We start from the raw sequence: 20,039 nt of genomic DNA, 5'->3' as shown, positions 1-20,039 counted from the left end.
AACGGAGAGGCGCTCACGCGGGCGTGTAGGGGCTCGGTTCGCCGAGCTGTTCGCGGAGCCGGGCCAGCGCACGCGAGCACTGGCTCTTGACGGTGCCGGTGCTGCAACCGAGCAGGTCGGCCACCGTCTCCACGCTCAGGTCCTCCCAGTACCGCAGGACGACCATCGCCCGGGCCCGCACCGGCAGTTCGGCCAGCGCGTTCAGCAGCGTCACCCGCAGATCGGCGTCCCCGTGCGGGGCGACCTCGGGCGAGCCCGCCAGCGCCCCGAGCCGGCGGGCCACCGACCACCTGCGCTGCTCCGCCAGAAAGGTGCGGGTGAGCACGGTGCGGGCATAGGCGTCGAGGTTCTCCATCCGGGACGCCCGCCGCCAGTGCGCGAACAGCTTCGCGAGCGTCGCCTGCGCCAGGTCCTCCGCCCGGTGCGGGTTCCCGCACAGCAGGTACGCCGTCCGGTACAGACGTCTCCCCCGCGCCGCCGCCCACTCCTCGAATCCCCACTCGTCCCGTGCGCGCATCCACCCCTCCTGGCCCGCGTCTCTCACCCGTCCTCAATGCGCGAGGCCGGCGAAAGGTTGAGCCCGGATTTCCACCCGCGGCGCGCAAAAGCCCGTGCCCCCGTCCGAGGACGGGGGCACGGGCTTGCGAAGGTGACGGAAGGTCAGTTCTCGTCGGCGGGGATGGTGCCGAGACGGCCGGCCTGGAAGTCCTCCATGGCCTGCTGGAGTTCGCGGTGGCTGTTCATGACGAACGGGCCGTAGTGGGCGACGGGCTCGCGGATCGGGAGGCCGCCGAGCAGGACGACCTCGAAGTTGTTGTCGCGGGAGTCCTGCTTCTCGTCGGCGCGCAGGGTGATCGAGTCGCCGTCGCCGAAGACGACCGCCTGGCCCCGGTGGAAGGGGCGGTGCTCGGCGCCGGCCGAGCCGTTGCCGGCGAGGCCGTAGGCGAGGGCGTTGAAGTCGGAGCGCCAGGGCAGGGTGATCTGGGCGCCGGGGTTGATCGACGCGTGGATCATGGTGATCGGGGTGTGGGTGGCGCCGGGGCCCTGGTGGCCGTCCAGCTCGCCGGCGATGACGCGCAGCAGTGCGCCGCCGTCCGCGGTGCTGAGGAGCTTGACGTTGCCGGCGCGGATGTCCTGGTACTTCGGGGCGATCATCTTGTCCGAGGCGGGCAGGTTGACCCAGAGCTGCAGGCCGTGGAAGAGGCCGCCCGACTTCACCAGCGACTCCGGCGGGGTCTCGATGTGCAGCAGGCCCGAGCCGGCGGTCATCCACTGGGTGTCGCCGTCGGTGATGACGCCGCCGCCGCCGTGCGAGTCACGGTGGATGAAGGTGCCGTCGATGATGTAGGTGACGGTCTCGAAGCCGCGGTGCGGGTGCCAGGGGGTTCCCTTCGGCTCGCCGGCCGCGTAGTCCACCTCTCCCATCTGGTCCATCATGATGAACGGGTCGAGGAACTTGGTGTTGATCTTCGCGAAGGCGCGGCGGACGGGGAAGCCCTCGCCCTCGTAGCCCTCGGGGGCGGTGGCCACGGTGAGGACCGGCCGGGCGGTGCTGTGCACCGGGTCGGGCGTGGTCACGCGCGGCAGGGTCAGCGGGTTCTCGACGGTCACGGCGGGCATGTCGGCCTCCTTCGGCGGGTCTGTGGCCTACGTCCACCACAGTAGTTCAACTCTCAACCACTCGCAAGGTTGAACGTTGAACTATCTGGGTGTATTCCGGCCCCGACGAGGGGTGGGAGGAGGGGTCAGCCGTACATCCGGCGCATGGTGAAGTCGACCATCTGCTCGACCGCGCGGGCGTCGAACACCATCCGGTGCTCGCCCTCCATGTCCAGGGCGAAGCCGTAGCCGGTGGGCAGCAGGTCGAGCACCTCGGCGCCGGTGACCGAGAAGTGCTTGGAGTCCTTGCCGGCGTACCGCTTCAGCTCCTTGAGCGAGCTGAACATCGGGATCACCGGGGTCGGGGTGTTGTGCAGCGCCAGGAAACCGGGGCGGTCGCCGCGCGGGCAGTACACCTTCGAGGTGATGAAGATGGCCTGGAAGTCCTCCACCGGCATCGCCCCGGTGGTGAAGGCGCGCACCGCGTCCGCCAGCGAGGGCGGCGAGGGCTCGGGGTAGAGCGACTGCTGGGCGGCCTGCGGGTCGCCGTACCCGGCGCCGGGCATGCCGGACATCCCCTGCGGCATCTGCTGCTGATAGGGGTCCTGGTAGGCGCTCTGCTCGTAGCCGTACACGGGGACAGGCTATCGGGCCGGGCCCCGCTTGGGGGCGGGTGATCCGCACAATCCGGCGGCGGGCCGCATTGTGGGACGTGACCACGTTCATAGGTGCTTCACGCCGGAGGGGTTGAACAAGTTACCGCTGGGTAGCATCATGGGGCGTACTGGTGGGTAAGCGGTGCGCCGTAAGCGGCTCGCCCGTGGAAGACGAACCGGAGATACGGTCATGGGTCACTACAAGTCCAACCTGCGGGACGTGGAGTTCAACCTCTTCGAGGTGTTCGGTCGCGACCAGGTGTACGGCGCCGGTCCGTTCGCCGACATGGACGTCGACACCGCGAAGAACATCCTCAGCGAGATCTCCCGGCTGGCGGAGAACGACCTGGCCGCCTCCTTCACCGACACCGACCGCAACCCGCCGGTGTTCGACCCGGAGACCAACACCGCTCCGATCCCGGCGACCTTCAAGAAGAGCTACCAGGCCTTCATGGACGCCGAGTGGTGGCGCCTGGGCATCCCGGAGGGGATCGGCGGCCAGGTCACCCCGAGCTCCCTGGTCTGGGCGTACGCGGAGCAGGTCCTCGGCTCGAACCCCGCCATCTGGATGTACTCCTCCGGCCCGGCCTTCGCCGGCGTCGTCTACGACGAGGGCACCGAGGAGCAGCAGAAGGTCGCCCAGCGCATGGTCGAGCGCCTGTGGGGCGCCACCATGGTGCTGACCGAGCCCGACGCGGGCTCCGACGTGGGCGCCGGCCGCACCAAGGCGATCAAGCAGGAGGACGGCTCCTGGCACATCGAGGGCGTCAAGCGCTTCATCACCTCGGGCGAGCACGACATGTCCGAGAACATCATCCACCTGGTGCTGGCCCGCCCCGAGGGCGGCAAGCCGGGCACCAAGGGCCTCGGCCTGTACATCGTGCCGAAGTACGACTTCGACTGGGAGACCGGCGAGCTCGGCGAGCGCAACGGCGCCTACGCCACCAACGTCGAGCACAAGATGGGCCTCAAGGCCTCCAACACCTGCGAGATGACCTTCGGCGCCAAGCACCCGGCCAAGGGCTGGCTGCTCGGCGAGACCGTCGACGGCATCCGCCAGATGTTCAAGATCATCGAGTTCGCCCGGATGATGGTCGGCACGAAGGCCATCGCCACCCTGTCCACCGGCTACCTGAACGCGCTGGAGTACGCCAAGGAGCGCGTGCAGGGCGCCGACATCTCGCAGTTCATGGACAAGACCGCGCCGCGCGTCACCATCACCCACCACCCCGACGTGCGCCGCTCGCTGCTGACCCAGAAGGCGTACGCCGAGGGCATGCGCGCCCTGGTCCTCTACACCGCCTCGGTGCAGGACGACATGCTGGCCGCCCGCCTGCGCGGTGAGCACGACGCCGCCGCCGAGCGCCTGAACGACCTGCTGCTGCCGATCGTCAAGGGCTACGGCTCGGAGAAGTCCTACGAGCAGCTCGCCCAGTCGCTGCAGACCTTCGGCGGCTCCGGCTACCTGCAGGAGTACCCGATCGAGCAGTACATCCGGGACGCCAAGATCGACACCCTGTACGAGGGCACCACCGCCATCCAGGGCCAGGACTTCTTCTTCCGCAAGATCGTCAAGGACGGCGGCCAGGCGCTGACCGCGGTCAACGAGCAGATCCAGAAGTTCCTCGCGGCCGGCGACGGCGGCGCCGCCCTGGCCCCCGAGCGCGACCTGCTCGCCAAGGCCGCCGGCGACCTGGAGGCCATCGTCGGCAAGCTGATCGCCGACCTGACGGCCGTCGAGCAGGACGTCAAGAACATGTACAAGGTGGGCCAGAACACCACCCGCCTGCTGATGGTCTCCGGCGACGTGGTGGTCGGCTGGCTGCTGCTCCGGCAGGCCGCGGTCGCGCTGGCCAAGCTGGAGGCCGGCGCGTCCGAGAAGGACGTCGCCTTCTACCAGGGCAAGGTCGCCGCGGCGAAGCACTTCGCCCGCACCGTGCTGCCGACCACCGCCACGCAGCGCCAGATCGCCGAGGCCATCGACAACGAGCTGATGGACCTCGCCGAAGAGGCGTTCTGATCGAACGGCGGCGGGCCGTTCACCCGACCGCCTGACCCACCCTCACACCGCGGGGCCCGGTTCATCACCGGGCCCCGCGGTGTCGTGTCGCGTCCCGCTCACTGTTGTGTCACCATTGCGGACTTCGCGCGGCCCTGTCCGTGTACGGGCATATGCTCAAGGGGCGGGCCCGTCACCCCCATCAGGCCCGGCCGCCCTCAACCCAGGAGCAACATGTCGACCGCCGCCCGCACGGCCCACTTCGACCGGAAGCACACGGACGACCTGATCGCCTTCCTCGCCGCCTCCCCCTCCCCGTACCACGCGGTGCAGAGCGCGGTCGAGCGGCTGGAGCGGGTCGGCTTCCGCGAGGTCCGCGAGGCGGACGCCTGGGACGGCGGCAGCGGCGGCCGCTACCTGGTGCGCGGCGGCGCCCTGATGGCCTGGTACGTGCCCGAGGGCGCCGGCCCCGCCACCCCCTACCGGGTGGTCGGCACCCACACCGACTCGCCGAACCTGCGGGTCAAGCCCATCCCGGACACCGGCTCGGCCGGCTGGCGGCAGATCGCCGTCGAGATCTACGGCGGCGTCCCCCTCAACACCTGGCTCGACCGCGACCTGGGGCTGTCCGGCCGGCTCGTCCTGCGCGACGGCACCACCCGCCTGGTCCACCTGGACGAGCCGCTGCTGCGCGTCCCGCAGCTCGCCATCCACCTCGACCGCGGCGTCAACGACGGTCTCAAGCTCGACCGCCAGCGCCACCTGACGCCGATCTGGGGTCTCGGCGACACCACCGAGGGCGCCCTGCTGGAGTACGTCGCCGACAAGGCCGGCCTCGACGCCGCCGACATCATCGGCTGGGACCTGATGGCCCACGACGTCCAGCCGCCCTCCTACCTCGGCCGCGACCGCGAACTGCTGGCCGGCCCGCGCCTGGACAACCAGCTCTCCGTGCACGCCGCCACCGCCGCGCTGGCCGCCGTCGCCGAGGCCGGCGGCGAACTGCCCTGCATCCCGGTGCTCGCCGCGTTCGACCACGAGGAGACCGGCAGCGAGTCCGACACCGGCGCGCAGAGCCCGCTGCTCGGCAACGTGCTGGAGCGCTCCTGCTACGCCCGCGGCGGCACCGCCGAGGACCGCGCCCGCGCCCTGGCCGGCACCGTCTGCCTGTCCTCCGACATGGGGCACGCCGTCCACCCCAACTACAGCGAGCGCCACGAGCCCGGCCACCACCCGCTGCCCAACGGCGGCCCGATCCTCAAGGTCAACGTCAACAACCGGTACGCCACCGACGGCGTCGGCCGGGCCGTGTTCGCCGCCGCCTGCGAGAAGGCCGGCGTCCCGTGGCAGAGCTTCGTCTCCAACAACGCGATGCCCTGCGGCACCACCATCGGCCCGATCACCGCCGCCCGCCTCGGCATCACCACCGTCGACTGCGGCATCGCGGCGCTGTCCATGCACTCCGCCCGCGAGCTCTGCGGCGCCGAGGACCCGTACTACCTGGCCGGCGCCATCAAGGCGTTCCTGGAGGGCTGAGCGGCGGCCAGGGTGTGGGCCGCGCCCACACCCTGACGGTCGATCACTCCATTCCCGCCAGTACCAGCGGCAGCCGCGTCGCGCCGCCCGGCACCACCTTCACCGGCACACCCCAGTCCTGCTGGTGGACGTGGCAGGCCGGGTACTCGATCGCCGGGTCGTCGTCGCAGGACGCGGCCATCGCGGAGACGTGCAGCACGCCCTCCGTCACGCCCTCCGCGAGCACCAGCTCGCGGGAGAGCGCGCTGTCCGCGCCCGCGCCGGACGCCAGCAGGCCGGGCGGGGTGGAGCTGACCAGCAGCCGGGTCGACGGGCCGTAGCGCTCGTCCAGCTTCTGGCCGACGGGCGCGGAGAACACCACGTCGAGGCGGAGCGTGCCCGGCGCGACCTCGGTCGCGGCGCGCCGGGTGCGGTGCGCGACGGCCTCCACCCGGACGGCCTCCTCGGGCAGCCGCAGCCTGGTCAGCCGGTGCCGGGCCGACTCCACCACCACGATGTCGCCGTCCACCACCACCGCGCCCGACGGCTCCCGCAGATCGGTGGCCAGCGTGGAGACCTCGCCGCTCGCCGGGTCGTACCGGCGCAGCGCGTGGTTGTACGTGTCGCTGACCGCGACCGAGCCGTCCGGGAGCACGGTGACGCCCAACGGGTGCTGGAACAGCGCCTGTTCGGCCGCGCCGTCGCGGTGCCCGAAGTCGAACAGGCCGGTGCCGACGGCGGTGCGCACCTCGTGCGTGCCGCGGGCGACCCAGCGCAGCGCGGACGTCTCCGAGTCGGCGACCCACAGCCGCTCGCCGTCCGCGGAGACCGCCAGGCCGGACGGCTGGGCGAACCACGCCTCCGGCGCCGGGCCGTCGACCAGGCCCTCGTTGGTGGTGCCGGCCGCGACCTCGACCGTCCCGGCCACCGGGTCGAACGACCACAGCTGGTGCACGCCGGCCATCGCGATCCAGACCTTGCCGTCGAAGAACGCGACGTCCCACGGCGAGGACAGGTCGACGCGGGTGGCCGCCCCGGACGTCGGCGAACCCTGCCACCACTGCCTGCCGGTGCCGGCCAGCGTGGTCACCGAGCCGTCGGCGAGCCGCACCCCGCGCAGCGCGTGGTTGACGGTGTCCGCCACCACCACGTCGTAGCCGAGGCCGAGACCCTCCGGGACCAGCGCCAGGCCCTGCGGCTCGCTGAACCGCGGCTCCGCGCCGTCCACCAGCCCGCGCACCCCGTCGCCGATCCGCCGCACCACCCGCTCGCCGTCCTCCGCGAGCTCCACCAGCGCGTGGTGCCCCGAATCCGCGACCAGGTAGTGCCCGTTCGGCAGCCGCACCGCCTTCCCCGGGAACCGCAGGTCCCCCGCCTGCGGCTCGGGCGCCACGTACGGCCCGTCGCCGCGCCGCAGCGTGCCCTTCGCCGCGTGCTCCGCCTCCAGCTCCTCGACCAGCTTCGCGATCGCGTGCGCATGCCCCTCACCCGCGTGCTGCGCGACCACGTACCCCTCCGGGTCGATCACCACCAGCGTCGGCCAGGCCCGCACCGCGTACTGCTTCCACGTCACCAGCTCCGGATCGTCCAACACCGGATGGTGCACCTCGTACCGGGCCACCGCATCCACCACCGCCGTGTGGTCGGCCTCGTGCACGAACTTCGGCGAGTGCACCCCGACGATCACCACGGTGTCCCGGTGCTTCTCCTCCAACTCCCGGAGCTCGTCCAGGACATGGAGACAGTTGACGCAGCAGAACGTCCAGAAGTCGGCAATCACGATCTTGCCGCGGAAATCCGCCAGCGAAAGATCCTTGCCGCCTGTGTTGAGCCATCCACCGGCACCCACCAGCTCGGGGGCGCGGACACGTGCACGAGAAGCCATGCCCTCATCCAACCCCATGGCCCGGGCGGGTGTTCCGGGCGAACTCGGAATTCGAGTGAGAAGGCCAAGCTGAGCATCGGTAGCCGACGGCACGTGCTCACCGGGCCCCGAAGGCGCTCCGGCCGGTGAGGTGGGTGCGGGTGGGGTTGCGGGTGGGGGAGACGGCGAGCCAGGACCAGAGGGCGGTGGTGGCGACGAGGAGGGCGACGGCCGGGGCGAGGTCGGTGCGGTCCCATCTGCCCGGGTCGGTGGAGGTCGGGGGCGTCCAGCCGGTCGGGTCCACGGTGACGGTCGCGGTGCGGCCGAGCTGTTCCGGGCCCGGGCAGAGGCTTCCGGTGAGGGCGGCGTGCGGGAGGGGGCGGCCGTCGGTGCGGCGGAGGTCGCAGGTCCAGTCGGAGCCGCCGAACAGGCTCGTCGTGCGGTGCGCGGCCGTGATGACGACCTCCGTGTCGACGCCCCGGCGCCGCAGCAGCTCGTCCGCGAACGCTGCGCCCGGCACGGCCAGCAGCACCGTGCCGCAGAGGGCGCCGAGGACCACCGACCGCCGGCCGGCCCGCAGCATCGCGAGGGTGAGCAGGGCGGCCGCCAGCACCAGGAGGGCGGCCGCGTCGGCGGGCGTCGTGAAGTCCGGGTCGACGGCGAGCGCCGACAGTCCGGCCAGCGTCAACGGGGTGAGGGCGGCGAGCAGCCGGCCGGCCCGGCGGAGCTGCGATGGTGACATCGTCCGAAGGCGGTGCATCTGCTGAACGTCTCCCCCGGCTGTGACCATGTCGGTTCCTCGCGGCATTCTGCTCCGAACCGGCAAGCCGAGGAAGGGCCGAACCCCTTCCGGGGCACGGGAGGTTCTGGCACGATCCCTCGCCGTGAACGGTGACGCGCTGCGGCGCTGGAGGACGGTGTCCCGGATCTACGGGGCGATGGTGTTCCTGGTGGTGTTCTGGCAGTACTTCGTCGGCGGGCCCGGGCACCTGCCGGTCGCGGTCGGGGTGCCGGCGGGGCTGTACGCGGAGAGTTGGCTGTGGGCGGGGTACCTGGCGGGTCCGGCGCGGTGGTTCGGGCTGCGGGCCGCGGGCTGGGTGTTCGGGATGGGGACGCCGCTGCGCACCTCGGTCGATCCGCGCGGGGTGTGGCAGGTGCGGCGGATCCCGGTGCCGGTGGTGCGGCCGCTGGGTCTCGGCGGCGCGGCGTCGCTGACGGTGCGCCAGCTGATGTTCGCCCTGCTGCCGTTCGTCGGCGCGGATGCGCTGTGCGCGCTGCTGCTGGCGTCGGCGGGCGGGGCGTTCGGCCGGTCCGCGGCGCTGGGATGCCTGCTGGCCGGCGGGGCCCCGGTGCTGATGGCGGTGATGCTCCGGTCGGCCACCGAGCCCGGCGACCAGGACGGGGCGGTGCAGGAGGTGACGGCGGTGATGCAGCACGACGTCGCCGAGGCGCGCCGCCTGCTGGACGCCCTCCCGCCCGGTCCGGCCGTCCGCACGCTCCGCATGTCGGTGCTGCTCGCCGAGGGCCGGTACCGCGAACTCGTGGACGCCGCAGCCGAATCGGCGGGCGAAGCGGCCGACCCGGCGCAGCAGCAGCTGCACGCCCGGGCACTGGCCTACCTGGACGAGACCGGCGAGGCCACCGACGCCGACCGGGAGGCCTTCCGCACCCTGTGCCGCGCCGTGCGCCGCGCTCCCCGCGAGTACCGGGTGGGCAGCGACCTGCCCGCCCTGTCCGAACTCGCCGAGGGCCGGCCCGGTCTGGCGATCGACGAGGCGCGCGCCGCCGCGAACGTCGGCAGCGCGCCGCTGCGCCGCACCATGGCGCACGCCACGCTGGCCCTGGCCTTCCACCGGGCCGGCCGGCCCGCGGAGGCCCGGGCCGCGCTGGCGGCGGCGCGCGAGTGCGGCCCGGCGACCGCCCGGATGGAGTTCCTCACCGGCCTGCTCGCGGAGCCCGCGGCCCAGCCCGCGGCACCAGGCCCACTCGTGGAGCCCGCGGTCTAGCCCGCGCCCTGGCCCGCGGCGCAGGAGCGGATCAGGGTGAGGGCGTCGTCGAGTGCGGCGATCTCCTCGGTGGTCAGGGTCGGGTTGGCGGCGCGGCGGGCGCGGGCCTCGGCCAAGTGGTGGTCGGTGAGCGGTGGGAGGCCGCGCAGTAGTGGGGTGAGGATGGTGCAGGCCGTGTCGGGGCGGTCGTGGAGGGCCTGGGCGAGGATGACGGCGCTCATCGCGTCGTCGAGGCCGGGCTCGCCCTCGGCGGCGGTGAACCAGTCGATGACCACCGGGCCGTGCGCGGTGAGCAGCACGTTGTCGGGGTGCAGGTCGAGGTGCAGGACCCGGTCGCCGGGGCGGGTGGCGGCGCGCGGCGGGATCTCGTGCAGCCGGCGCAGCAGTTCGGCGAGCAGTTCGCCGGCCGCGCCCGGGCTGATCGTCCCGGCGACCAGCGACTCCAGCATGGTGGGGCCGCCGAGCCGCTCCATGATCAGGTCCTCGGGCCGTTCGGCGGCCCACACCGCGGGCACCGGGTAGCCGTGCTCGGCCAGGTGCGTCATCACCTCGGCCTCGCCGTCGGCGCTCAGCCCGTCCCGGTAGCGGCGCAGTACCCGCCCGTCGTTCAGTGCCCAGACGTCCGCGGTGCGGCCGGTCCCGATCAGTTCGCCGATCTCCATGCGAGCAGAAGCTAGCGCCCCGGGCTCGCCACGGGGAGGGGGATGGACGGATCGTTGCACGTCCGCGAGGTTGGCCCGGTGCGGAAAACCGCAGGAGGGTTCGCCGGGCGTTGCGCGACACTGGTCCGATGGCCGCATACATACCCGAGGAAGACGTCGCCGTTCCGCCCGCGATCACCGAGCTGGCCCGCGGCGTCACGCCGGTGCCGGTGTGGCGCAACGAGCTCGGCGGGCTGACGTTCCGTCTGGGCGACGGGCCGGAGCGCCGGTTCGTGAAGTGGGCGCCCACCGGCAGCGGGGCCGATCTCGACGCGGAGGCCGAACGCCTGCGCTGGGCGCGGGCGTTCACCACCGTGCCCGAGGTGCTCGCGCTCGGCGGCGACGGGACGGGGCGCTGGCTGCTGACGGCGGGCCTGCCCGGCCGTTCCGCCGTCGACCCGGAGCTGAAGAAGACCCCGGCGGTCGCCGTCCGCGCGATCGGCGAAGGCCTGCGCGCCTTCCACGAGGCGCTGCCGGTGGCCGACTGCCCCTACACGTGGTCCCTGCGCGACCGGATCGACCGTGCCGTCGCGCTGCGCCGCGACCCCGCCGACTGGCACCCGGACCTGCGCCACCACGGCACCGTGGAGCGGGCGCTCGCGATCCTCGCCGACCCGCCGCCGGCGGACGTCGAGGTGGTCTGCCACGGCGACTCGTGCGCCCCCAACACCCTGGTCGGCGACGACGGCCGCCCCACCGGCCACGTCGACCTGGACACCCTCGGAGTGGCCGACCGCTGGGCCGACCTCGCGGTGGCGAGTTGGAGCACGGTCTGGAACTACGGCCCCGGCTGGGAACGTCCCCTGCTGGAGGCGTACGGCGTCGAGCCGGACGAGGAACGCCTCGCGTACTACCGCCTGTTGTGGGACCTCACCTGAGTTCCGGCTGGCACCATGGCGAGGGCCGCCCGACGGCGGGCCGGCAAGCAGACGAGGAGTCGGATCATGGGTCGGAAGTTCGTGGTCAAGGAGCGCCTGTTCGCGATCGGCGACGACTACTGGGTCGAGGACGAGCACGGCGAGAAGTGCTTCCTGGTGGACGGCAAGGTACTGCGCCTGCGCGACACCTTCGAGCTGCAAGACACTGCCGGCAACACGGTCGCCACCATCCGGGAGAAGGTGCTGACCGTCCGCGACGCGATGAAGATCGAGAACGCCGACGGGGACGTGGTCGCCACCGTCCGCAAGAAGCTGTTCACCCCGTTCCACGACAAGTACCACGTGGAGCTGGAGAACGGCGGCGAGTGGGAGATCCACGGCGACCTGATCGACAAGGAGTACACCGTCAAGAACGACGGGCACCGGATCGGCGAGGTCTCCCGCAAGTGGTTCAGCGTCCGTGACGCGTACGGCGTGGAGATCGAGGACGGCGCCGACGTCCCGCTGATGATCGCCGTCGCGGTCTGCCTGGACCGCCTGGTCGAGCACAACGACTGAACGACGCCCGGCTGCGCCGCCCGCCCCGTGCGCTATGTTGTGCCGGTCCTCGGCACGGGGCGGCAGGCGGACGCGAGGGGGCGGACCGGAGTGAGCGACATCCTTCACCAGCTGGGCTACGCGGCGGCGTACGGCGGCGTCGGCCTGGTCCTGCTGCTGCTCGGTGTCGTGCTGGTGGACGTGCTGACGCCCGGTGAGCTGCGCCGGCAGATCTGGATCGAGCGCAACCGCAACGCCGCCGTGGTGCTGAGCTCCGCGCTGCTGTCGGTCGGCGCGATCGTGTTCACCGCCGTGATCTCCACCTACCAGGAGTTCGGCAAGGGCCTGGCCGCGGCCGCCGTGTTCGGGCTGTTCGGCCTGCTGCTGATGGCGGTCTCGTTCTGGGTGCTCGACCTGGTCACGCCCGGCAGGCTGGGCGAGCTGCTGGTCGACCCCGAGCCGCACCCGGCGGTGTGGGTGACCGCCGCCACCAACCTGGCAGTCGCGGCGATCGTCTCCGCCGCCATCTACTGACGTCTCCTCAGCCCGCGGCCAGCCGCCCGGCCAGCCGGGCCTTCGCGGCCGGCCACTCGTCGGCCAGCATCGAGAAGTACACGGTGTCCCGCCAGCTGCCGTCCACGCGCTGCTTGTTGCGCCGGAACGTGCCCTCGTAGGAGGCGCCGAGCCGCCGGATCGCGTTCTGCGAGCGCTCGTTGTTGATGTCGGTGCGCCAGCTGACCCGGCCCATGCCCAGGTCTTCGAAGGCGTGCATCAGCAGCAGCAGCTTCGCCTCGGTGTTCACCGCCGTCCGCCACGCGGAGCGCGCGTACCAGGTGCCGCCGATCTCCACCTGCTCCTCGGCGGCGTCCGCCTCGAAGTAGCAGCTCACTCCGATCGCCCGCCCGTCGGCGAGCGAGATCACCGCGTACGGCTCGCAGTGCACGTCGGCCAGCCGGGCGTCGATCACCTGCGCCATGTCCTCCGGCGTGCGGGGCATCGGCACCGGCACCCAGCGCCACAGTTCCTCGTCCCCGCCGCCGGCGGCGAACAGGTCGGGCACGTGGGCGCGGGTCAGCGGTTCCAGCCGGATGTGGCGGCCGGTCAGGACAACGGGGGCGGGCAGCTTCGCGGTCATGCGGCACACCGTAGAGCGATCTTTGCACTAGATGCAAGCGCTATCTGCACTAGTGCAAAAGCGGGTGGCCGTGCGAAAGGCCCGGCACCCCCGCGACAGGGGACGCTGTTGGTTAATGCGGGCCTGATGGCACTTCGCCCCGTTGCTTATGCGGCGGGGCGGTGTGCTGTCAGGGGGCTGGTGCGGGTGCGGGCGTGGGGTTTGCCGGTGAGCCAGGCGTCGATGCGGATCAGGTTGACGGCGGCGCCGGTGAGTTGATGTTGGAGGCTGGTCTTCGGCAGGCCTCGGTAGCGGGATCGGCGCAGGCCGCAGGCCTGTACTGCTTGGGAGACGGTCCCCTCGACCCCTGCGCGGATCTTGTAGCGGTCCTTCCACTCGTCGGTCCGCTGGAGAGCTCGTGCCTGTTGGAGTGCTTCGTATTCGTCGCGGGGCCTGAGGTTGATCTCCCGGCGTTGGGCCGTCGGGGAGTTGACGCATTGCCGCAGTTGGGGGCAGGTGCGGCAGTCGGCCGGGGAGAAGCGGACCCGGACGGTCGGCAGGCCGTCCTCCGAGCGGCGCTGGTGCCACTGTGTGCTGGTGGTGCCGTTCGGGCAGGTCACGCGCCGGTTGTCCCAGTCGATGGTGAACGCGTCCTGTCCGAAGGCGGCCTCGCCGCGGGCGTGCGGGACGGTCACGGCCTTCAGTGGCCCGTGCAGCGCGACCCCGCGGTCACGGCGGGCGGCGACCATCGCGCCGCTGTTGGCGTAGCCGGTGTCGACCCAGTGCTCGTCCGGCAGCAGGTCGCGCCCCGCGAGGCCGGCATGGACCACGGCGGCCATCCGGTCGTCGGGGACGGTGGCGACGGTGGTGGCCACGTTCGTGACCAGGTGCACGTGCCCCGGCTCGCACGTCTCGGTGAGATGGACCTTGTAGCCGTCCCAGAAGGTGTCGCGCTTGACGCTGCCCCTCGCGTCGGGGTCATAGGGCGTGACCAGGCGCTTCGCGCCCGGCGGCCGGTCTTTTGGGTCCCGCGGCACCACCTCGCCCTCCACCAGGTGGAACTCCTGGACCCACAGCCTGCGCAGGAACTCCACCTCCGCGAGTGCCCGAAGCCGGGCGGGCGCTCCGTCCGCCCGGGTCATCTCCAGCAGTCGCGTCCCGTCCGCACCGATCCGGCGCCCCACCTCGGCCCGCTTGGCCTGGGCCTTCGGGAAGCGGGAGTCCTCGATCCGGGTCGCGTAGTGCGTGAACCACTCCGGCGGGGCGTGGACGGCGAGCCAGTTGGGCTCGGCTCGGGCCACCGCGTTCAGCGCCGCCCGCAGACTCTCCCCGACCAGCTCCAGCCGGTTCAGCTCCCGCGCGGCGGACAGCACGTGGGTGGAGTCCGTCCGGGCCCTGCCGCCCTTGCCGACCAGCCCCTTCTCCCGGGCGGCGGCCAGGATGCCGTCCAGCACCGACCGGCCGCCGTCCGCGCCCACCAGCCGGTCCCGGAACTCCGACAGCACGGAGAAGTCGAAGCCCGGATCGGTCAGTTCCAGCCCCAGCGCGTACTTCCAGTCGATCCGGGCCCGCACCGACTCGGCGGCCTGCCGGTCGGTCAGGCCCTCGACGAACTGCAGCACCGCCACCAGCGCCAGCCGCGCCGGCGACCAGGCAGGCCTGCCCCGCACCGCGAACAGGCCCACGAACCCCTCATCGGTGAACAGCGGCCCCAGCTCGTCCCTGACCCGGATCGCCAGGCTCCCCTTCGGGAACGCCGCCCGCGCCACCCGCACCGTCTCCGCCGGGATCTCCCCAGACCCCTTCGGCTGCATCGACACCCGCACCCACCCCAAACGACAACGTCGGCCTTCAAGACCACAACTGAGTCTTGAAGACCGACGTCACGCACAAGCCCGGATTTACCAACAGCGTCCCCCGCGACAGGGGTGCCGGGCCTTTCGGGTCCGACCTACAGGAAGGAGTTGATCTCGATGGTCTCGGTCCGGCCGGGGCCGACGCCGATCGCCGAGATCGGCGCGCCCGACATCTCCTCCAGCGCCTTCACGTACGCCTGCGCGTTCTTCGGCAGGTCGCTGAAGGTCTTCGCCTTCGAGATGTCCTCGCTCCAGCCCGGCAGGTTCTCGTAGATCGGCTTCGCGTGGTGGAAGTCCGACTGGTTGTACGGGAGTTCCTCGACCCGCTGCCCGTCGATCTCGTACGCGACGCAGACCGGGATCTGCTCCCAGCCGGTCAGCACGTCCAGCTTGGTCAGGAAGAAGTCGGTCAGGCCGTTGACCCGGGTCGCGTAGCGGGCGATCACCGCGTCGAACCAGCCGCAGCGCCGGTCGCGGCCGGTGGTCACACCGCGCTCGCCGCCGATCCGCCGCAGCGCCTCGCCGTCCGCGTCCAGCAGCTCGGTCGGGAACGGGCCCGAGCCGACGCGGGTGGTGTAGGCCTTCAGGATGCCGATCACCCGGTCGATCTTGGTGGGACCGATGCCGGAGCCGGTGCAGGCGCCGCCCGAGGTCGGGTTCGACGAGGTGACGAACGGGTACGTGCCGTGGTCGACGTCCAGCAGGGTGCCCTGGCCGCCCTCCAGCAGCACGACCTTGCCGGCCTTCAGCGCCTCGTCCAGGACGAGGGTGGTGTCTGCCAGGTACGGCTTGATCTTGTCGGCGTAGCCCAGGTACTCCTCGAGCACCAGGTCGGCCGGGATCGCGCGGCGGTTGTAGAGCTTGACCAGGAGCTGGTTCTTGTCGTGCAGCGCCGCCTCGATCTTCTGGCGCAGGATCGACTCGTCGAACAGGTCCTGGACCCGGATGCCCACGCGGTTGATCTTGTCGGCGTAGGCCGGGCCGATGCCGCGGCCGGTGGTGCCGATCCGGCGCTTGCCGAGGAAGCGCTCGGTGACCTTGTCCAGCGTCCGGTGGTACGGGGTGATCAGGTGGGCGTTGCCCGAGATCAGCAGCTTGGAGGTGTCGATGCCGCGGTCGTTCAGGCCCCGCAGCTCGGAGAGCAGCACGCCCGGGTCGATCACCACGCCGTTGCCGATCACCGGCACGACGTTCGGGCTGAGGATGCCGGAAGGCAGCAGGTGGAGGGCGTACTTCTGGTCGCCGATGACCACCGTGTGACCGGCGTTGTTGCCGCCCTGGTAGCGGACGACGTAGTCGACGGAGCCGCCGAGCAGGTCGGTGGCCTTTCCCTTGCCCTCGTCTCCCCACTGGGCACCAACGAGCACGAGTGCCGGCACAGGCGTACACCCCTTCCGGTTGGGGCATCCTGCGAAGACCGCAGTCTGCCCCGAGATGGACGAAGCCCCTGGCGCAATGGCGCAAGGGGCTCTTGCACCGAGAGATTACCTGAGGAAGGACCGGTCGTGTCGTCGCTGTCCACGCCCGTATCCCGCCCCCCGGACGCCGAGGGGGCCGGGCCGCTCCTGGTGGTGCTGGACCCGTCGGCCAGGCAGGCGGACGGCGAATCGGTGCGGATCGCCAAGGATGTGCTGTGCGGTGGGGCCGACGTGAAGGTCACCCTGCCGGAGAGTCCGTCCGAGCTGGACCGCGTGCTCGCGCACCGGGGTCGCCGGCGTGCCGTGGTGATCGGTTCGGACCAGGCGCTGCAGCGGGTTTTGCAGGCCCTGCACCGGCAACGGGAGCTGGACGCCGACCCGGTCGGCCTGGTCCCGGTCGGGGGGCCGGTGGCCACCGCGACGGCCCGGCTGCTGGGGGTGCCGGCCGAGCCGGTGGCGGCCGCCCGGACGGTGCTGGCGGGCAGTGCCCGGCGGCTCGGGCTGCTGCTCGACGACGGCGGCGGAGTGGTGCTCTCCGAGGTCCGTTTCACCGGCCCGCGGCAGGGCCGAACGGGTGGCTGGCGTTCGCTATGGGCGAAATTGGCTGCGGCCGAGCAGGCGAGCCCCTCCGGATCCGAGGAACTGCGCATCGAGGCCGACGGCCGGCTGCTGGCCGACGTCCACCAGCGGGTGCGCCACCTGCGGGTCGCCATGGTCGACGACGCCATGGAACTCGCCCTCGATCTGGACGGCAGCCCGCGCCGCCTGCGGGCCGGCCGGCTCACCGTGGCCGGGCGCGGCTTCGGCTACGAGGCCGACGGCTGCCCCGTCGGCCCGGTCCGCCACCGCACCTGGACGGTCCGCCCGGACTCCTGGCGGCTGCTGGTGCCCGCCGGGTGAGCAGGCTCACAACACCGGGCCGCCCGAGGTGTCCGTCCACCGTGCGAAGGCCTGATGACAAGGGCGTGAAGCCGGTCGCCGAAGGGCCGAAAAGCTGGTAAGGGGTGGGGTCTACGCGCGTACCGCGAGGCTGCCATCAGGGCGTTCCCGCCATCTGCCCTAGACTCGGAGATGTGCCACGTGGTGACGGACGACTCAACCACGATCTTCTTCCCGGTGAGAAAGGCCCCCAGGACGCTTGCGGCGTCTTCGGTGTCTGGGCTCCCGGCGAGGAGGTCGCAAAGCTCACGTACTTCGGCCTCTATGCCCTGCAGCACCGCGGACAGGAATCCGCGGGCATCGCAGTGAGCAACGGCTCCCAGATTCTCGTCTTCAAGGACATGGGACTCGTCTCCCAGGTCTTCGACGAGACCTCCCTGGGGTCGTTGCACGGGCATATCGCCGTCGGACATGCCCGCTACTCGACCACCGGGTCCTCGGTCTGGGAGAACGCCCAGCCGACCTTCCGGGCGACCGCCAACGGTTCGCTGGCCCTCGGCCACAACGGAAACCTGGTCAACACCGCCGAACTCGCGGCGAAGGTCGCCGAACTGCCCGGCGAGGAGCACGTCTCCCGCTCCGGGCGCACTGCGGCGACCAACGACACCGACCTGCTGACCGCTCTGCTGGCGGGCCACCCCGACCTGACCATCGAAGAGGCGGCACAGAAGGTGCTGCCCGAGGTCAAGGGCGCCTTCTCGCTGGTCTTCATGGACGAGCACACGCTCTACGCGGCCCGTGACCCGCAGGGCATCCGCCCGCTGGTGCTGGGCCGGATCGAGCGCGGCTGGGTGGTCGCCTCCGAGACCTCCGCCCTCGACATCGTCGGCGCCAGCTTCATCCGCGAGGTGGAGCCCGGCGAGCTGATCGCCATCGACGAGAACGGCATGCGCTCCTCGCGCTTCGCCGAGGCCAAGCCCAAGGGCTGCGTCTTCGAGTACGTGTACCTGGCCCGCCCGGACACCTCGATCGCCGGCCGCAACGTGCACCTCTCCCGGGTGGAGATGGGCCGCAAGCTGGCCGCCGAGGCCCCGGCCGACGCCGACCTGGTGATAGCGACTCCCGAGTCCGGCACGCCCGCCGCGATCGGGTACGCCGAGGCCAGCGGCATCCCGTTCGGCTCCGGCCTGGTGAAGAACGCCTACGTGGGCCGTACCTTCATCCAGCCCAACCAGACCATCCGCCAGCTGGGCATCCGGCTGAAGCTCAACCCGCTCAAGGAAGTCATCCGGGGCAAGCGCCTGGTGGTCGTGGACGACTCGATCGTCCGCGGCAACACCCAGCGGGCCCTGGTGCGGATGCTCCGCGAGGCCGGTGCGGCCGAGGTCCACATCCGGATCTCCTCGCCGCCGGTGAAGTGGCCGTGCTTCTTCGGCATCGACTTCGCCACCCGCGCCGAGCTGATCGCCAACGGCCTGTCGGTCGACGAGATCGGCCGCTCGCTGGGCGCCGACTCGCTGGCCTACATCTCCATCGACGGGATGATCGAGGCCACCAAGCAGCCCAAGGACAAGCTCTGCCGGGCCTGCTTCGACGGCGAGTACCCGATGGAGCTGCCCGACCCGGCGCTGCTCGGCAAGCTGCTGCTGGAGGCGGAGATCGCCGGCGGTCAGGCGGCCAAGCAGCAGCCGGTCCGCGGCGGCAAGCAGACCAGCGATCTGGACGGCGTGCAGTCGCTGCTGGGCGGCGCGGGCGCGGCGGACGCGCTGCGACGCCCCTGACGTGCGCGCACCGCCCCCGGCACGGGCCGGGGGCGCCCATCCCGGCCCGGCCGGGGGAGGCAGCACCACCACTTCGAAAGGGCCACACCAGGTGACCAGCAACGAGACCGGGGCGACCTACGCCGCCGCGGGTGTCGACATCGAGGCCGGCGACCGTGCCGTCGAGCTGATGAAGCAGTGGGTGAAGAAGACCAACCGTCCCGAGGTGCTGGGCGGCCTGGGCGGCTTTGCCGGACTGTTCGACGCCTCCGCCTTCAAGCGCTACGAGCGCCCGCTGCTGGCCTCCGCCACCGACGGCGTGGGCACCAAGGTGGCCATCGCCCAGGCCATGGACAAGCACGACACCATCGGCCACGACCTGGTCGGCATGGTCGTCGACGACCTGGTGGTCTGCGGCGCCGAGCCGCTGTTCATGACCGACTACATCTGCGTCGGCAAGGTCGTCCCGGAGCGGGTCGCCGCCATCGTCAAGGGCATCGCCGAGGGCTGCACGCTGGCCGGCTGCGCGCTCATCGGCGGCGAGACCGCCGAGCACCCGGGCCTGCTCGGCCCCGACGAGTACGACGTGGCCGGCGCCGGCACCGGCGTGGTCGAGGCCGACGCGCTGCTCGGCGCGGACCGGGTCCGGGCCGGCGACGTGGTGATCGCGATGGCCGCGTCCGGTCTGCACTCCAACGGCTACTCGCTGGTCCGGCACGTGCTGCTGAACCAGGCCGGCTGGAAGCTCGACCGCCAGGTCGAGGAGTTCGGCCGCACCCTCGGCGAGGAGCTGCTGGAGCCGACCCGGATCTACTCCCTGGACTGCCTGGCGCTCACCCGGGCCACCGAGATCCACGCCTTCTCGCACGTCACCGGCGGCGGCCTGGCCGCCAACCTGGCCCGGGTGATCCCGGACCACCTGCACGCCCGCCTGGACCGCGGCACCTGGACCCCGCTGCCGGTGTTCCAGACCGTCGCCAAGGTCGGCGCCATGCAGACCCTGGAGATCGAGAAGACCCTCAACATGGGCGTCGGCATGGTCGCCGTCGTCCCGCCGGAGTCGGTCGACGTGGTGCTGTCGGTGCTGGAGGACCGCGGCGTCGAGGCGTGGCTGCTCGGCGACGTGGTCGAGCGCGACGCGGAGCACGACGGCGGCGCGGCGCTGTACAACGCCTACGAGTCGTTCTGACCCGGGCACGCTGAAGGGCCCCGCCACGGCGGGGCCTTTCTCGTGCGCAACGGCTCGTGCGCAACGAC

The 20,039-nt window shown here is 71.9% G+C and carries 18 protein-coding genes; 9 read left to right on the top strand and 9 right to left on the bottom strand.

The annotated features are described in order from the left end of the window. Positions 1–13: 13 nt before the first annotated feature. The 3 genes from ACI1MP_RS18545 to ACI1MP_RS18535 form a co-directional block, all read right to left on the bottom strand. Positions 14–517 carry a SigE family RNA polymerase sigma factor gene (locus ACI1MP_RS18545; protein WP_404869059.1) on the bottom strand — a complete coding sequence of 168 codons (504 nt, stop codon included), beginning with the start codon at positions 515–517 and terminating at the stop codon, positions 14–16. Positions 518–660: 143 nt separating this feature from the next. Next, positions 661–1,620, bottom strand: a complete 960-nt coding sequence (locus ACI1MP_RS18540; RefSeq protein ID WP_043915453.1) for a pirin family protein — start codon at positions 1,618–1,620, stop codon at positions 661–663. 125 nt (positions 1,621–1,745) lie between these two features. Then, positions 1,746–2,234 carry an SseB family protein gene (locus tag ACI1MP_RS18535; RefSeq protein WP_404869058.1) on the bottom strand — a complete coding sequence of 163 codons (489 nt, stop codon included), beginning with the start codon at positions 2,232–2,234 and terminating at the stop codon, positions 1,746–1,748. A 211-nt stretch (positions 2,235–2,445) separates the two neighbouring features. On the opposite strand from ACI1MP_RS18535, the gene ACI1MP_RS18530 reads away from it, so the two are divergent. Both ACI1MP_RS18530 and ACI1MP_RS18525 read left to right on the top strand, forming a co-directional pair. Next, the gene (locus tag ACI1MP_RS18530; RefSeq protein ID WP_404869057.1) at positions 2,446–4,275 is read left to right on the top strand and encodes an acyl-CoA dehydrogenase; all 1,830 of its coding nucleotides are present in this window, start codon (positions 2,446–2,448) and stop codon (positions 4,273–4,275) included. Positions 4,276–4,488: 213 nt separating this feature from the next. Beyond that, the gene (locus ACI1MP_RS18525; protein ID WP_100589062.1) at positions 4,489–5,790 is read left to right on the top strand and encodes a M18 family aminopeptidase; all 1,302 of its coding nucleotides are present in this window, start codon (positions 4,489–4,491) and stop codon (positions 5,788–5,790) included. Positions 5,791–5,833: 43 nt separating this feature from the next. Here the strand turns inward: ACI1MP_RS18525 and ACI1MP_RS18520 are convergent, their stop codons facing one another. After that, entirely contained in the window at positions 5,834–7,654 is a 1,821-nt protein-coding gene (locus ACI1MP_RS18520; RefSeq protein ID WP_404869056.1) for an NHL domain-containing thioredoxin family protein, read from the bottom strand. A gap of 97 nt (positions 7,655–7,751) precedes the next feature. Next, entirely contained in the window at positions 7,752–8,375 is a 624-nt protein-coding gene (locus ACI1MP_RS18515; protein WP_404869055.1) for a hypothetical protein, read from the bottom strand. 142 nt (positions 8,376–8,517) lie between these two features. On the opposite strand from ACI1MP_RS18515, the gene ACI1MP_RS18510 reads away from it, so the two are divergent. Continuing rightward, entirely contained in the window at positions 8,518–9,639 is a 1,122-nt protein-coding gene (locus tag ACI1MP_RS18510) for a hypothetical protein (protein WP_404869054.1), read from the top strand. On the opposite strand, the gene ACI1MP_RS18505 is transcribed toward ACI1MP_RS18510, so the two are convergent. Then, positions 9,636–10,301: a phosphotransferase gene (locus tag ACI1MP_RS18505; RefSeq protein WP_380333829.1), complete on the bottom strand. Its 666-nt coding sequence runs from the start codon at positions 10,299–10,301 to the stop codon at positions 9,636–9,638. The genes ACI1MP_RS18510 and ACI1MP_RS18505 overlap by 4 nt on opposite strands. A 128-nt stretch (positions 10,302–10,429) precedes the next feature. On the opposite strand from ACI1MP_RS18505, the gene ACI1MP_RS18500 reads away from it, so the two are divergent. From ACI1MP_RS18500 to ACI1MP_RS18490, 3 genes are all read left to right on the top strand, one after another. Then, positions 10,430–11,218 (top strand): aminoglycoside 3'-phosphotransferase, encoded by a 789-nt coding sequence (locus ACI1MP_RS18500; RefSeq protein ID WP_380333830.1) that lies wholly within the window; start codon positions 10,430–10,432, stop codon positions 11,216–11,218. 66 nt (positions 11,219–11,284) lie between these two features. Then, on the top strand, positions 11,285–11,776 hold the full coding sequence (locus ACI1MP_RS18495) for an LURP-one-related/scramblase family protein (RefSeq protein ID WP_400306935.1): 492 nt from the start codon (positions 11,285–11,287) through the stop codon (positions 11,774–11,776). A gap of 90 nt (positions 11,777–11,866) precedes the next feature. After that, positions 11,867–12,289, top strand: a complete 423-nt coding sequence (locus ACI1MP_RS18490) for a DUF350 domain-containing protein (protein ID WP_043915469.1) — start codon at positions 11,867–11,869, stop codon at positions 12,287–12,289. Between the two features lie 7 nt (positions 12,290–12,296). On the opposite strand, the gene ACI1MP_RS18485 is transcribed toward ACI1MP_RS18490, so the two are convergent. The 3 genes from ACI1MP_RS18485 to ACI1MP_RS18475 form a co-directional block, all read right to left on the bottom strand. After that, entirely contained in the window at positions 12,297–12,890 is a 594-nt protein-coding gene (locus ACI1MP_RS18485) for a GNAT family N-acetyltransferase (RefSeq protein WP_404869053.1), read from the bottom strand. A 146-nt stretch (positions 12,891–13,036) separates the two neighbouring features. Then, a complete protein-coding gene (locus ACI1MP_RS18480) occupies positions 13,037–14,689 on the bottom strand; it encodes an IS1182 family transposase (protein WP_404867862.1) in 1,653 nt (550 codons plus the stop codon). A 131-nt stretch (positions 14,690–14,820) separates the two neighbouring features. Continuing rightward, entirely contained in the window at positions 14,821–16,104 is a 1,284-nt protein-coding gene (locus ACI1MP_RS18475) for an adenylosuccinate synthase (RefSeq protein ID WP_100589047.1), read from the bottom strand. Positions 16,105–16,230: 126 nt separating this feature from the next. On the opposite strand from ACI1MP_RS18475, the gene ACI1MP_RS18470 reads away from it, so the two are divergent. The 3 genes from ACI1MP_RS18470 (at position 16,231) to purM (ending at position 19,971) form a co-directional block, all read left to right on the top strand. Beyond that, positions 16,231–17,043 carry a diacylglycerol kinase gene (locus ACI1MP_RS18470; RefSeq protein WP_304528226.1) on the top strand — a complete coding sequence of 271 codons (813 nt, stop codon included), beginning with the start codon at positions 16,231–16,233 and terminating at the stop codon, positions 17,041–17,043. 173 nt (positions 17,044–17,216) lie between these two features. Next, the gene (gene purF, locus ACI1MP_RS18465) at positions 17,217–18,803 is read left to right on the top strand and encodes an amidophosphoribosyltransferase (protein ID WP_043915472.1); all 1,587 of its coding nucleotides are present in this window, start codon (positions 17,217–17,219) and stop codon (positions 18,801–18,803) included. A 91-nt stretch (positions 18,804–18,894) separates the two neighbouring features. Continuing rightward, complete coding sequence (gene purM, locus ACI1MP_RS18460) at positions 18,895–19,971, top strand: phosphoribosylformylglycinamidine cyclo-ligase (protein ID WP_404869052.1); 1,077 nt, start codon at positions 18,895–18,897, stop codon at positions 19,969–19,971. Positions 19,972–20,039 lie beyond the last annotated feature (68 nt).

The organism is Kitasatospora griseola, assembly GCF_044999035.1.
GTDB classification, from domain to species: Bacteria; Actinomycetota; Actinomycetes; order Streptomycetales; family Streptomycetaceae; genus Kitasatospora; species Kitasatospora griseola.
This window is presented reverse-complemented; position numbering and strand designations above follow the sequence as displayed.